The 13,507-nt window shown below is 46.0% G+C and carries 13 protein-coding genes; 7 read left to right on the forward strand and 6 right to left on the reverse strand.

All coding sequences use genetic code 11. The features are described 5' to 3' along the window. Positions 1–14: 14 nt before the first annotated feature. The 5 genes from QMG91_RS01850 to QMG91_RS01870 all read right to left on the reverse strand — a co-directional run bounded on the left by QMG91_RS01850 (position 15) and on the right by QMG91_RS01870 (position 3,844). Positions 15–1,151 (reverse strand): D-alanine--D-alanine ligase, encoded by a 1,137-nt coding sequence (locus tag QMG91_RS01850; protein ID WP_281830425.1) that lies wholly within the window; start codon positions 1,149–1,151, stop codon positions 15–17. Positions 1,152–1,162: 11 nt separating this feature from the next. Then, positions 1,163–1,687 (reverse strand): DedA family protein, encoded by a 525-nt coding sequence (locus tag QMG91_RS01855; protein ID WP_409351258.1) that lies wholly within the window; start codon positions 1,685–1,687, stop codon positions 1,163–1,165. A gap of 205 nt (positions 1,688–1,892) precedes the next feature. Continuing rightward, positions 1,893–2,750, reverse strand: coding sequence for a DMT family transporter (locus QMG91_RS01860; RefSeq protein ID WP_022592107.1), 858 nt, complete (start codon positions 2,748–2,750; stop codon positions 1,893–1,895). 1 nt (position 2,751) lies between these two features. Further along, positions 2,752–3,210, reverse strand: coding sequence for a GNAT family N-acetyltransferase (locus tag QMG91_RS01865; RefSeq protein WP_281828542.1), 459 nt, complete (start codon positions 3,208–3,210; stop codon positions 2,752–2,754). Positions 3,211–3,265: 55 nt separating this feature from the next. Beyond that, positions 3,266–3,844, reverse strand: coding sequence for a Crp/Fnr family transcriptional regulator (locus QMG91_RS01870; protein WP_281828544.1), 579 nt, complete (start codon positions 3,842–3,844; stop codon positions 3,266–3,268). A gap of 177 nt (positions 3,845–4,021) precedes the next feature. On the opposite strand from QMG91_RS01870, the gene QMG91_RS01875 reads away from it, so the two are divergent. Continuing rightward, on the forward strand, positions 4,022–4,909 hold the full coding sequence (locus tag QMG91_RS01875; RefSeq protein WP_223095103.1) for a peptidoglycan-binding domain-containing protein: 888 nt from the start codon (positions 4,022–4,024) through the stop codon (positions 4,907–4,909). 1 nt (position 4,910) lies between these two features. Further along, positions 4,911–5,381 (forward strand): hypothetical protein, encoded by a 471-nt coding sequence (locus tag QMG91_RS01880; protein WP_223095101.1) that lies wholly within the window; start codon positions 4,911–4,913, stop codon positions 5,379–5,381. 58 nt (positions 5,382–5,439) lie between these two features. Here the strand turns inward: QMG91_RS01880 and cpdB are convergent, their stop codons facing one another. Continuing rightward, on the reverse strand, positions 5,440–7,401 hold the full coding sequence (gene cpdB / locus QMG91_RS01885) for a 2',3'-cyclic-nucleotide 2'-phosphodiesterase (RefSeq protein ID WP_281828548.1): 1,962 nt from the start codon (positions 7,399–7,401) through the stop codon (positions 5,440–5,442). Between the two features lie 366 nt (positions 7,402–7,767). On the opposite strand from cpdB, the gene cobA reads away from it, so the two are divergent. From cobA to cysC, 5 genes are all read left to right on the forward strand, one after another. Next, positions 7,768–8,625, forward strand: coding sequence for a uroporphyrinogen-III C-methyltransferase (gene cobA / locus QMG91_RS01890; RefSeq protein ID WP_038125075.1), 858 nt, complete (start codon positions 7,768–7,770; stop codon positions 8,623–8,625). 62 nt (positions 8,626–8,687) lie between these two features. Then, positions 8,688–9,596: a sulfate adenylyltransferase subunit CysD gene (cysD, locus tag QMG91_RS01895; RefSeq protein ID WP_004398431.1), complete on the forward strand. Its 909-nt coding sequence runs from the start codon at positions 8,688–8,690 to the stop codon at positions 9,594–9,596. 17 nt (positions 9,597–9,613) lie between these two features. Then, positions 9,614–11,041: a sulfate adenylyltransferase subunit CysN gene (gene cysN / locus QMG91_RS01900; protein ID WP_004398430.1), complete on the forward strand. Its 1,428-nt coding sequence runs from the start codon at positions 9,614–9,616 to the stop codon at positions 11,039–11,041. Between the two features lie 67 nt (positions 11,042–11,108). Further along, positions 11,109–12,833, forward strand: coding sequence for an SLC13 family permease (locus tag QMG91_RS01905; RefSeq protein ID WP_022592111.1), 1,725 nt, complete (start codon positions 11,109–11,111; stop codon positions 12,831–12,833). Between the two features lie 46 nt (positions 12,834–12,879). Continuing rightward, positions 12,880–13,497, forward strand: a complete 618-nt coding sequence (gene cysC, locus QMG91_RS01910) for an adenylyl-sulfate kinase (protein ID WP_281828552.1) — start codon at positions 12,880–12,882, stop codon at positions 13,495–13,497. Positions 13,498–13,507: the final 10 nt, after the last annotated feature.

The raw sequence follows: 13,507 nt of genomic DNA on the forward strand, positions 1-13,507 counted from the left end.
AAGTTATCCTTATTCTAGTCGGTTTGCGGATACACACTGACAAGCTGTTTTTCTTCCCGCCACGCAGCCAGAAGCTGACTGATAGACGGTGGTTTGTGTCCGGCTTTCTTTTGCAGTGCGCCGATCGCAAACAGCGTTCGATATTGAAAAAGCAAAGTAGAAAAAATCTCTTTGAGAGGTGTTTTTCTGTCCCAAATGTGTGCAGCCTCTGAACTGGCACCATTGATTTCCAATATGGTGAAGTTCTTTCCATCCATGAGCTGGTGAATATCCTGAAACTTGATGTCGAGGCGGCCATAACAAAAACCGTCCACATCATCAAAAATACGGTCGAGCTGACGAGCCAGAGCATCCGAAATAAATTCGTTGCCATTGCGGAATATGCTGCCCCGGCTATGGCTTCCCGCAAATGCCAACTGAAAAGATTCCCCTTTTTCCAGTACGAGATTGAGTTTGTCCTGATGGCGAGGGAAATACAGATGTGTTAACTGACCTGCGCGGGAATCGGATTCAATAAGTTGCTCGAGTGTGGAGACTCCATCTCCGGTCACAAAGGGCGCGTACTTGAGAGTCAGAGAAATGACCTTACCGCGTTTTTCCCCCGGGTAGCGTATGTAGAACACACCGGCTTCGGCAGGGTACGGGGCTTTTTCCTGCAGTAGAAAGCGTGAGTGCAATGGAAAACTCGCAAAGTACGCTTCCAGTTGTTCCAGATTCTGCAGTAATTTTACGCCTGCGCCACGACAGCCAAGGTCTGGCTTGGCGACAATTGGAAAGTCCAACTGGTTTTGTTGCATTAACTCATGGGCATGAGCCGCCTGAAATGCGTTACTTTCCCCGCTTTGTGTCACGGTGATAAACGGGGAAATCCACTGTTTGGCATAGTCACCTGCCAAAGAAAGAATGTCGTGCTTTGACTCACCCACCATGCCACTCAGTTTGATAGAAGGGTTTGCCACCAGTGGTAAACGAACGTCTCCGTAACGAAGCGCCAGTGCAAGGCTCTGCAGGACGACAGGTGTGTAGAAAACCCAGGCAGGCAAAAATTCATAAGGTGAAATACTGCCTTGTTGATCCTGTATAAACTTCGGCATACCTTTGTTAATGCCCGTATCTACTTCGATCGCTTCAATCTGGCTATTCAGCGCCATCGGCGAACTTGTCATTGTATTCTCCCCGAAAAACGAGATTTCATGAGTCGGTTACCTGTGATTAAGGTGATGAAGAGCACCGGAACCAATAACCATTGATGAGAGCTGGCTTGAATCCAGGCTTGTTGACCAAGCCAGAAAGTGCAGCCAAAGATAAGCGCTGTCCATAACGCTGTAGCAAACAAAACGGCAGCCATAAAAGATGCCAGTGGAAGCTGAAAGAAGCCGCTAAGGGAATAACCCAGCGTTCTCAGTCCCGGAATAAATCGGATAATGAATAAATTAAAGATGGGGCGTGTGTGTAGTCTGTTCCGCACCCAGCGCATAGACTTGTGAGAAAGCAGTCGGTAGCGCAACCAACGAGAACGTTGCGCCCACTTGCCTAGGTAATATAACCCCAGGTCGCCTGTTGCAATGCCGATAAATATAGCCAGCAATGCCATGGAAGTTGGCATGGCATCTTGAGTTGCGAGTCCGGCTGCGCCCAATATGGCAAGGTCTTCAAGCAAATACGAAATCAGAACAATCCCAAGCATCAAGCTCAGGAGTGTCTGTTGCGACGCCCAAAGATTAAACTGTTGCGCATATTCAGCCACGGTTATCTGCACCTTTGTATGAATTCAGTGATGCCATTCTGAAATGTCTGCGATGAGCAGAGAACATTCAGGAATAGCGTATTAACTTCAACAAAGACCGGATAAAAGTGCTGAAGTATTCACCATGTCATAAAAAGTTTAGACGTTATTGCGGAGAATGAGGCTTCTTAACGTTTTTTATTGGCATCATTGGTAAGACAATCAGCAAGATACCTATGGCAGTCAGCCAGTCGGGTATTTCAGCAAACCACCAGATGCCAAATAAGGTGACAAATAACAGACCAGAATACTCTGCTAGCGCAATTTGAGACGTTTCCGCTTTCTTATAAGCCGCCACAGCAAAACCATTGTAGGAAAGAATGCAGGCAGCGCTCAGAACAATCCAGACCAGAGAAGTCATGGAAAGAGGTTGCCAGTGGAACCAAGCCAATATCCCGGAAACGGGGAGGGAGAACAAAGAAGTCCAGAAGAGCGTGGCAGATACAGGCTGATTGCCCGGTAGTTTACGCACCAGAACGTTGAACAGCGCCAGTGTTATGGCGGTGCCTAAAGCAAAAATCGCAGCCCAATGGAATTGGGAAGGTCGCAGCACCAACAACACGCCAATAAAACCGACAAGAGTACCAATGACTTTTCCTGTGGCGGGTTTTTCGTTCAATACCCACAAAGACAGAGGAAGCATCAATAGTGGCGCGGCATAAAAGACGGCATTAGCGGTAGCGAGCGGTAAGTGAGTAATTGCTACCATCATACATCCGCTGCCAACTAAGATAAGGTGGGCGCGAAGTAAATTGATACTGGCACCTTTCAACCTTCTTTCCGTCGGTTGCAAACGCAGAAAAAGTGGCAATATCACCAGAACCGAAATGAGTTGGCGTATGAACATGTACTGAAACACGCTGGCACCATCATCAAGCATCTTAACTGCGACATCCGAAATGGCGGCCAGCAGGTTACCGATGATTAAGAACAAAAGCGCTAAGTTAGTCGGAGCGAGCGGCACGTTACTTAGGCTCTCTTATCATGCCAATATGTGGAATACCGTCTTCAAGGTACATCTCAGTGCACTGAACAAAACCGTGTCGATTGTAATAATCGCTCAAATGCTGTTGTGCACTGATTTTGATTGCTACTTTCCCCCATTGCATCTCCAGGTGAGTGACCGCTTGCTCCATGAGTTCATGCCCCAAGCCATGACCTCGAGCACTTTCTTTGGTCACCACTCTGCCAATGCTGGTGGTTTCTGGGTAGCTGATCCCTCTGGCAAGCAACCTGGCACAAGCAATCAGTTCTTCTCCTTCGTAACCCAGCAGGTGATAAACCCCATCTAAATGGTCTTTGTCATCCAATTCGGAATAAGAGCAGTCTTGCTCTACCACGAATACATCCACGCGTAGTTTGAGCATTTGGTAGAGCTGGATATTAGAGAGTTGATCAAAAGAAAGGAGTTGCCAGTTTGCCATAGTGAACCTCGTATTACGTAAGAGACCAACTTAAGACAACCAAAGTAAGTACTCGTTAACTTTTGTTAATTTTATCCTTTATTCGCTTTTTGATCCGGCTGAGGCTGATGTGTGTGATCCCCAGATAGGCTGCAATCTGGTAGTCGGTCACACGTGATAGCAACTCTGGATAGGTTTCACAAAACAGGCTGTATTTTTCTTCAGGCGAGTGAAGCAGCATAAAGCGCTCTTTACCTTCTTTATACATCAACTGGGTTTCCAGCAGGCGAATATATAGAGGGTGAGATTCTGCTCGCCAACGCTCGATCAATTCGACCGGAAACGACAACAGTTTGATTGGTGTCAGCGATTCCAGAAGATAAGGAGACGGCTCGCTCTTCACCAGGCTTTCGAAGCTGATCAGCCAATCCACCTCCCAGTAGAACTCTTTACTGTACTGTTTGCCATCACTGGTGAGGTAACAAGCATGGCAAAGCCCTTCCAGCAGGAAGTAAACGTGCGAAGGAAACTCCCCCTGATGCGTCAGAATATGCCGAGTAGGGAGTTCGAGTAGGGTAGCGCAAGAAAAAATGGACTCAATTTCATCATTCGAAAGATTGAATTGTTCGAGATTCTGTTTGAATAATTCTTCCATGTCAGTTTTGAGTATCTATCTTTGCTTGTACTTACATTGCGAGAAGTGTAACTGATATTTGTACTGGTTACATTAATCAGATGTGCGTGTCGATAAGTATAGTTTATAGTGTTGATTTTATGGGAAATACAGGTGATATCTATCCCTATTTTTATTGCATAGATATTGGGTGTTAGGATGTTAAATATATCTGCTTCTGTAGGTTTGAAAGGAATCAACAAAAAAGACGATGTAAAACTTGTTCAGGTGCTTTTAAATAGTTATTTAGGAAAGAAAAAGTTAGATGATGATGGGATTGCTGGGAAAAATACCATCAGAGAGATAATTTCATTTCAACGCAAGATTATGCCGGGTTGGAAACCTGATGGAAGAGTAGACCCTAAAGGGCGAACATTTTCATCGCTATTAGCTTTCTTTAACAAGAAGGAGCAAGCAAAACTATCAAACTCCATTAAGACGAGACAAAAGTATTGCATGCTTAAGGCTGAACCAGAACTTTCGCTAAATGAATATAAAGTTACATATAAGCACAATATTCCTAATTCAAAGAGAATTGTTAGTGTGAACTCAATGTCCGTCATTAAACTAGCATTGGCACGTTCTGGCATGAAGCACGCTGTAATTACAAGTACATTAAGAACACCTCAGGAGCAAGCCTCGATTATGTACCGTGAGGCGTCCAAGAATTTAAAAAAGCAGTACAAGTTATATAGCTGGAAAGGTGACAAAGTCTTAAGAGTTTATGAAGAGAACAAAGATAAAAGTCGAACGGATGCCATAAAATTAATGGTTGATGAAATAGATAGATTGAAAGATGCGGGGCAAGGAATATCTAGACATGTTGTTAGTGTTGAAGAATATAAGAAACTAAATGTCATTGATATTGGTGTCGGCTCTACAAGAGCTATGAATGATAATTTTAATAAAAATGAATTTAGTAAAAGGCTGAAAGAACTGGCTGAAGAAGGGTACATTGAAAAGTATATCGATGAGACCAATATTTCAAATCAGTGCTGGCATATTGAGGTTCGAACCGATAAAAAGATGAAAGTTAAGGTTATCTAATATGAAAAAATTCCTATGGTTATTGATTCTCCTCCCCATGTTTGCTTATGCCGATGATTGCAATTTGTCAGTCCTCAAAGTGGACTATGATGAAAAAGTCTTAAAGACATTCAAGCAAGAAGACAGGGAAAGGTATGTGCAATATTTTTTCTTTGATGATGGTGATTTGTTGATTTATGAACATCAATTCTGTTTTATGGATGACTACCAGATAGATTATTTCTCGAAAAAACTGGACGAAGAAAAGGTGCAAGCTCGCTTAGCAGAATTTATTTCCTCGATCAGCGCAAAACATCACTTAAAAATTAAGACAGATTTCTTCTCTCCGATACTGGCGACTGGTGGAGCTGATCATCATTTCTACTCTGCAAATAGCGAAAATGTTGAAGTTTCTCGAGCTTTGGAAAAAGCGGATTTTCGAGTTTTGCCTGAAAACTTCAGTTTATATATTGGTATAGGTGGGATGCATTAAAAAACCGCAGCCTTGGCTGCGGTTTATCTTAATCAGAGTTGGCTCTGTTGGGTAGAGATTACTTCTGAAGTTCCAGGCGGTAGACACCGAAACCTACGTCGTCTGTTGCTACACGCTTCATTGGATACTGACCTTTATCTTTAATAAAGGAAGCTGCCTTATCGCTAGGTGATGTTTCAAAGCGAATGTCCAGCTTGGTCTTGTTGTTGATCGGCGCAAATGTCCAGTTGTTGTCTGCACTTGGTGCAAACTGACCTTTTTCCTGACTGACGCGAGAAATGTAATTCGCCAAAACCGTGCGGTTTTCATCTGGGGCATCGAACGCCACAAATTCTGAACCCGTACCTGGGAACTTGTTGCTGTAGGCGCGGTAATTGTTGGAAGCGATGATGAAGTCTTGCTTCATATCGATAGGCTTACCCTGATAAGTCAGACCAATAATACGCTCCGAGTCCGGGTTAATGACTTTACAGTCGCCATCGTATTTCGCTGGTTGAGTGATATCGATCTGGTAGTTCACACCGTCAATTACATCGAAGTTGTAGGTACGGAAACCGTCCCAGTCAATCAGACCTTGCGGGGCAGTGGAATTCACATCGATTTGCTTGAATTGCCCGGCAGAGCACTCCAGCCATTCTTTCACTTCATTACCTGTGACTTTCAAGGCAACCAAAGTGTTCGGATATAGATAAAGATCCGCAGCGTTACGGAAGGTCAGCTCGCCAGACTCAACTTCTGTGAAGTTAGCCGGGTCATTTTTACGACCGCCAGCTTTAAACGGTGCAGCCGCAGACAGAACAGGAATGCCATCAAGATCAGGGTCGCCCTGAATAAAGCGTTCTACGTAGTCTTTTTGCGCTAAGTTGACGATTTGAATCGTTGGATCATCCTGAACCAGCGCAAGGAAGCTGTACATCACATCATTCGCTTTACCAATTGGCTGGTTAACAAAGTCACGCGTGCCTTTGTGATCGGATTCCAGCGCTTTTACGATCGCTTGATCCGGCTCAGCCAGCGCACTTTTGGTTTTCTTATCAAAGATTGGGCGTGCTTCTGCTTGCCCGCCTGAGACTTTCCAGCCCTCACCGTCTTTTTCAAGTACCAAGTCCATTACACCGACATGGCTACCCCAGCGACCAGGCATGACAGAAACTACACCATTGATGGTGCCTTTCTTGTTATCGATACCTTGGATATTGTCGAACCCTTTACCCGGGAAAACGGCGTGCGCATGACCAAAAGCAATGGCGTCAATGCCCTCTACTTCAGACAAGTACAAGGTTGAGTTTTCAGCACCCGCTTTGAATGGGTCGGTTGATACACCGGAGTGAGGAATCGCGACAATCACGTCAGCGCCTTCTGCTTTCATCTTTGGTACCAGTTCTTCGGCGGTCTCTTTGATGTCTTTTGCGAAAACTTTTCCTTCAAGGTTTTTCTTATCCCAAACCATGATTTGTGGCGGTACAAAGCCAATGTAACCCACTTTGACTTCCTGCATGTCGCCATCGGTGTCTTTAAACTGGTGGGTTTTGATGATGTACGGGGTGAAATAGTGCTCGCCGGTTTTCTTATCGAAAACGTTGGCGCTGATGTAAGGGAAGTTGGCGTCGTCCAGCGTTTCCATTAAGAAGTCCAACCCATAGTTGAACTCATGGTTACCAATGTTACCAACATCGTAGTTAAGCTGGTTCATCGCCTTATAAACAGGGTGAACTTCGCCTTTTTCGATGCCTTTGGCAGCCATGTAGTCACCCATTGGGCTACCTTGAATCAGATCCCCATTGTCGACCAGCACACTGTTAGTCACTTCTTTCTGGGCTTCTTTCACCAGAGTTGCTGCACGCGTCAGACCAATTTTCTGAGATGGCTTGTCTTTGTAATAGTCATAATCCATCACATTGGTGTGAATATCTGTCGTTTCGATGATTCTTAATTTAATGGTGTCTGCCATTGCCGGACCCGCAATGGTTAACATGCCGCCAAGTACTGCAACGGAAAGAGGTTTCACAGCCAGCTTCATGATTTGCTCCAGAGTAATAAGATGAAAATGGACGTGTCGAAATGTAACAAAAATTCATGAAACAGATTTGTCTTGCTTATCAATTGTGTGATCTAGGGTAAAGGTGGAAATGTCAGAGTGTTAGCCAAAGACCAAATTTTCTGTTGGGTTTGTAATTGACTGCTTCATTAAACTGCATCTTATAAATAGAAATTCAGGACGATGTAGGGAAAGTTTGCCACGAAATGAATAATTGGCTCATTGCTGATTTCTCATGCCTTTTTGTTCTTATCAACTTTTCGAATAAAAAATGAAATTTTAGAATTTCAGGTAATAACGGTAGCTGGTCATAATGCCAGCATCACAGGAAAAATGATGATGAGCACCATGGCCGGTAAAGACACACTGACATTCCCTAATAAAAAGCCTCGTTTAGTGGCAGACCATTCGAAATCGCTTCGAAAAAGCAAACTGCGTCCGGGCGAAGTGGCATTAGTAGGGGCTGGTCCTGGTGATGCTGAATTGCTGACACTGAAGGCGCTGAGTTACCTTCAACAAGCCGATGTCGTGTTATACGACTATCTGGTATCTGATGAAATTATGGCATTGGTCCCAGATGACACCATTCTGGTGTGTGTCGGAAAACGCGCAGGGCACCACAGTGTGCCTCAGGAGAAGACCAATCAATTGCTGGTGGATTTTGCTCGCCAGGGTCATCGGGTTGTGCGTATTAAAGGTGGCGATCCGTTTGTGTTTGGTCGTGGCGGTGAAGAGCTGGAAGTACTCTTTGATGCGGGTGTCCCGTTTCAGGTTATTCCAGGCATTACGGCAGCAGCAGGGGCAACGGCTTATGCGGGGATCCCTCTTACGCATCGTGATTATGCTCAGTCTGCCATGTTCATTACTGGTCACCTCAAAGCAGAAAGCGATCAGATGGACTGGTCAACATTGGCCCGTGGTAATCAGACCCTGGTTATCTACATGGGGCTGATGAAATCAAGCTATATTCAGGACCAGTTGATCGAGCATGGTCGGGACAGCTCAACCCCGATCGCCATCATCGAACGTGGTACTCAATCCTGTCAGAAAGTATTCAAAGGCCAGCTAAGTGAGTTGGCAGATTTAGCCGCGCATGCGGAGTCGCCTTCCCTCATTGTGGTAGGGGAAGTGGTTAGTCTGTCTAGCAAGCTGAGCTGGTTTGGTGAAAACCAACAAGATTTAGAGCCTGCAATGAGTTTTGCGTAACTCTTGTTCGACTCTGAGCAATTTGAAAGCTCGTCGACGAGCCTTAAAGGAAGCGATAGAAAATGGATCAACAACGATTAACTCACTTAAAGCAGTTGGAAGCGGAGAGCATTCATATCATCCGTGAAGTAGCTGCTGAGTTCGACAACCCTGTCATGATGTACTCCATCGGTAAAGACTCATCGGTAATGTTGCACTTAGCACGTAAAGCATTCTACCCGGGGAAAATTCCTTTCCCACTACTGCACGTGGATACCGACTGGAAATTCCGAGAAATGATCGAATTTCGCGATCGCACTGCAGAGAAATACGGTTTTGACCTTTTGGTCCACAAGAACCCAGAAGGTTTAGCCATGGGTGTTGGTCCGTTTACTCACGGTTCTTCCAAGCACACCGACATCATGAAAACTCAGGGTCTGAAACAAGCTTTGAACAAATACGGCTTTGATGCTGCGTTTGGTGGTGCCCGTCGTGACGAAGAGAAGTCTCGCGCTAAAGAGCGTGTGTACTCTTTCCGCGACAAGAACCACACATGGGACCCGAAAAACCAGCGTCCTGAGCTTTGGAAAACATACAACGGTCAGGTAAACAAAGGGGAGAGCATTCGTGTATTCCCACTTTCAAACTGGACCGAGCTAGACATCTGGCAATACATCCTTCTGGAGAACATTGAAATCGTGCCTCTGTACCTGGCAGAAAAACGCCCAGTGGTAGAGCGCGATGGCATGCTGATCATGGTTGATGATGATCGCATGGAAATTCGTCCAGATGAGAAAGTAGAAGAGCTAAGCGTTCGTTTCCGTACTCTTGGTTGTTATCCACTAACGGGTGCGATTGAATCTGAAGCAACCACACTACCAGAAATCATCGAAGAGATGCTGGTGGCGACATCCAGTGAACGTCAGGGACGTGCTATCGACCACGACCAATCAGGGTCGATGGAACTTAAGAAACGTCAAGGCTACTTCTAAATCTAAGGAAAGAAATCATGAACAGTGCTGTTGAAGCTCAATTAGCCGAATTGGGGATCGAAGGTTACCTCAATCAACACCAACACAAATCTCTACTTAGATTCCTGACTTGTGGTTCAGTAGATGATGGTAAAAGTACATTAATCGGTCGCTTGCTGCATGACTCCAAGCAGATTTATGAAGATCAGCTAGCGGCAGTTCACTCTGACAGTCAACGTGTGGGAACCACAGGTGAGAAGCCTGACCTGGCACTTCTGGTTGACGGCTTACAAGCCGAGCGTGAACAAGGGATCACTATCGACGTAGCGTACCGTTACTTCTCGACGCAGAAGCGTAAGTTCATCATCGCCGATACCCCGGGACATGAGCAGTACACGCGTAACATGGCGACAGGTGCGTCGACGTGTGACGTAGCAGTCATCCTTGTGGATGCGCGTAAAGGCGTTTTGGATCAAACACGTCGTCACTCATTTATCTCAAGCCTGTTGGGGATTCGTCACTTTATTGTGGCAGTCAACAAAATGGATTTGGTGGAGTTTTCTCAAGAGCGTTACGAGCAAATCAAGCAAGAGTACCTGGAGTTCTCTAAGAAGCTTGAAAGCAACATCGACATCCAGCTGATCCCAATTTCAGCTCTGGAAGGTGACAACGTGGTGGATAAGAGCGAGCCAATGAGCTGGTACGAAGGTCCATCACTGCTTGAGCTACTGGAAGATGTAGATGTAGATCAGGAGAAAGGCGACGGTGAGTTCCGTTTCCCAGTTCAGTACGTTAACCGTCCAAACCTCGACTTCCGTGGTTTCGCGGGCACTGTGTCTTCTGGTTCTATTTCAGTGGGTGATGCGATTCGCGCTCTGCCATCGGGTAAAACATCGAAAGTAGAAAGCATTGTGACTTTCGACGGAAATCTAGAATCTGCATTTGCAGGTCAGGCAGTAACGCTAACACTTGAAGATGAAATCGACATCAGCCGTGGTGACTTGATTGTTCTGGAAAATGCGGACATCGACTCAACCAACCGCGTGCTGGCAGACGTAGTCTGGATGACGGAAGACGCACTTAAGCCAGGTAAAGAGTACGACATCAAGATCGCGGGTAAGAAAACCGTTGGTCAGGTTGAAGCGATTCAATACCAGTACGACATTAACAACCTTTCTCAGCATGATGCGCAAGAAGTGCCATTGAACGGTATCGCTGCTTGTGAGTGGTCTCTGAATGAAACGGTAGCGTTGGATGCGTATCAAGACTGTGCAGATACTGGTGGTTTCATCATCATCGACCGCCTGACCAATGTCACGGTAGGTGCGGGTCTGATTCGCGAGCGTCTGAGCGAAGCTGAAGTTCAAGTTGGAGATTTCTCTGCCTTTGAACTGGAACTGAATGCTCTGATTCGCAAGCACTTCCCACATTGGGATGCAAAAGACTTAAGTAAATTACTTAAATAAGCTCAAGGGTGAGAGCCCTTAGATAAGGGAGCGAAAACGCTCCCTTACTTTTCTCAGAGAGTAGGGTATGTGGGAACAAGGATTTGTATTAGCAGTGCTACTTGGCATCGTGACCTGTTTACTGGTCACGCGCATTAAGCCGAGTATTGTTTTTGCTGGTGCGGCGTTTCTTGCTTATATGGCCGGACTGAGTGACATCACCGATATCGCTGCAAACTTTACTAACTCTTCTTTGCTGACATTGGTGTTGTTGATTCTGGTGTCGTGTGCGTTAGAAAAATCTCGCTTAATCAGTTGGGTAAGCCGACATATCTCAGAAGGACGTTTAGGAACTGTTGTCGCTAAGCTTGGGGTTTCAACGGCTTTATTGTCGTCTTTTACCAACAATACTGCCGTAGTTGTTTCACTCATTGGCGCGATAAAACGCAATCAGCAACATTCACCATCACGTTTGCTGATTCCGCTCAGCTACGCGGCGATTCTTGGCGGTACATTGACGCTTATCGGTACTTCCACCAACCTGATCATCAACAGCTTTGTAGAAGATGCCGGGTTACCAAGCCTGAACTTTTTTACGCCAACCATGATTGGGTTATCCGTATTGGTGGGTGGGATGCTGATTTTGATTCCACTGAGCTACCTTCTGCCTAATCATGATGATCAATCTCAGGATGATCTTCCTTACTTCTTAGAAGCCATTGTTGAACCAGGGTCGCCTCTGGTTGGAAGAACCATTGCTGAAAACAATCTGCGAGCACTGAGAAAACTTTTCCTTGCAGAAGTGATCCGCAATGGCGAAACCATGGCATCGGTGGATCCGGACTTTGTATTACAGGCGAAAGATCGTTTGTTGTTTTGTGGTGACGTAGAAAGTGTTGCGACGCTACAAGAGATCCAAGGGCTAACGCTTTTTGGTCAGCATCATCTTAACGGTCAGAGCTTTGTTGAAGTGGTGGTGAGCTCATCGGCATCGATTTGCAACAAAACGCTGAAATCTTCCCAGTTTCGTGAACGCTTTGACGCCGTTGTGGTGGCGATTCGCCGCGGCCACGAGCGCTTAGAGGGTGGTTTGGGGAACGTACGTTTGACCGCTGGAGATACTCTGGTTCTTGTTCCCGGTAAACGATTTGAAGCAGAGCGCCAGTCACATTCACGTGAATTTGTACTGGTTAACGATCTGGATTCCACAGCACGCTTGGATGCCAATAAGTCCGCCATGGTATTGGCAGGGTTTGCCACAGTGATTGGTTTGGCTTTGCTTGATGTGTTGCCTTTGCTAAAAGGTCTGGCGGGCTATCTGTTGATCCTTTTAGCGGCAGGAACCGTTACGTTCAACGAACTGAGACGACGATTCCCAACCGATATTGTCGTGATTGTGGGCAGTGCGCTGACGATAGCGCAACTGATGATGTCCTCCGGGCTGTCTGTAAAGATCGGCGACATGTTTATCGAAGCCTTCAATGGCTGGGGGGTGTTAGGAGGGTTAATTGCGACCTATCTTCTAACGCTTGTCTTGACGGAACTCATCACCAATAACGCTGCGGCTGCTTTGGCATTTCCTCTTGGCTACAGTATGGCCATCGGCTATGGCGTAGACCCAATGCCATTCATCATGGCAGTGCTGTTTGGAGCCAGCGCGAGCTTTATCTCGCCTTACGGTTACCAGACGAATTTGCTGGTTTACAGTGTGGGCAATTACCACATAACGGATTACATCAGAGTCGGGTTACCCATTTCTTTGGTTTACTCAGTATTGGTGCTGACACTGATCCCATATTTTTTCCCATTTTAAGTCCACCGCCGATAGGGTGAGGTGGCAGTAAATAAAGGACTAGAAAATGACAACAGTAACTGTAGAGCGCGATGAAAACGTCGTATGGCATCAGCATTCTGTCGATAAAACGTCTCGTGCTAAGCAGAAAAACCAACAACCTGCTGTGCTGTGGTTAACTGGCTTGTCTGGTGCTGGTAAGTCTACGGTTGCTGGCGCATTAGAAGTGAAGTTAGCCGAGATGGGTTACCACACTTATCTGCTTGATGGCGACAATGTACGCCACGGCTTGTGCTCTGACTTAGGTTTCTCGGCGCAAGATCGCCGCGAGAACATTCGCCGAATTGGTGAACTGGCTAAGCTGATGGCAGATGCCGGCTTGATTGTGCTTTCTGCGTTTATTTCTCCACATCGTGCAGAACGCCAGATGGTTCGCAATATGCTGGACGAAGGCGAGTTCATCGAAGTTTTCGTCAATACGTCTCTGGACGTGTGTGAAGAGCGTGACCCGAAAGGTCTATACAAGAAAGCACGTGCAGGGGAAATCAAAAACTTCACAGGTATCGATTCTGAATACGAAACGCCTGAAAATCCGGAAATCGATCTACCAGCCGGTGAGAAGACGATCGATGAGTTGGTTGAGCTTTGCTTAGCTGATTTACGCCAACGCGGAATCATCAAATAACGCCTAGAAA

This window comes from Vibrio nigripulchritudo, assembly GCF_027924785.1.
Classification (GTDB): Bacteria; Pseudomonadota; Gammaproteobacteria; order Enterobacterales; family Vibrionaceae; genus Vibrio; species Vibrio nigripulchritudo.

What these genes read in the sequence shown, in the direction of transcription:
- cysD (WP_004398431.1), top strand. Translation starts at nt 8,688, where the DNA reads ATGGATCAACAACGATTAACTCACTTAAAGCAGTTGGAAGCGGAGAGC.
- QMG91_RS01880 (WP_223095101.1), top strand. Translation starts at nt 4,911, where the DNA reads ATGAAAAAATTCCTATGGTTATTGATTCTCCTCCCCATGTTTGCTTAT.
- cysC (WP_281828552.1), top strand. Translation starts at nt 12,880, where the DNA reads ATGACAACAGTAACTGTAGAGCGCGATGAAAACGTCGTATGGCATCAG.
- QMG91_RS01850 (WP_281830425.1), bottom strand. Translation starts at nt 1,151, where the DNA reads ATGGCGCTGAATAGCCAGATTGAAGCGATCGAAGTAGATACGGGCATT.
- cobA (WP_038125075.1), top strand. Translation starts at nt 7,768, where the DNA reads ATGGCCGGTAAAGACACACTGACATTCCCTAATAAAAAGCCTCGTTTA.
- QMG91_RS01855 (WP_409351258.1), bottom strand. Translation starts at nt 1,687, where the DNA reads ATGCTTGGGATTGTTCTGATTTCGTATTTGCTTGAAGACCTTGCCATA.
- QMG91_RS01875 (WP_223095103.1), top strand. Translation starts at nt 4,022, where the DNA reads ATGTTAAATATATCTGCTTCTGTAGGTTTGAAAGGAATCAACAAAAAA.
- cysN (WP_004398430.1), top strand. Translation starts at nt 9,614, where the DNA reads ATGAACAGTGCTGTTGAAGCTCAATTAGCCGAATTGGGGATCGAAGGT.
- cpdB (WP_281828548.1), bottom strand. Translation starts at nt 7,401, where the DNA reads ATGAAGCTGGCTGTGAAACCTCTTTCCGTTGCAGTACTTGGCGGCATG.
- QMG91_RS01905 (WP_022592111.1), top strand. Translation starts at nt 11,109, where the DNA reads ATGTGGGAACAAGGATTTGTATTAGCAGTGCTACTTGGCATCGTGACC.
- QMG91_RS01870 (WP_281828544.1), bottom strand. Translation starts at nt 3,844, where the DNA reads ATGGAAGAATTATTCAAACAGAATCTCGAACAATTCAATCTTTCGAAT.
- QMG91_RS01865 (WP_281828542.1), bottom strand. Translation starts at nt 3,210, where the DNA reads ATGGCAAACTGGCAACTCCTTTCTTTTGATCAACTCTCTAATATCCAG.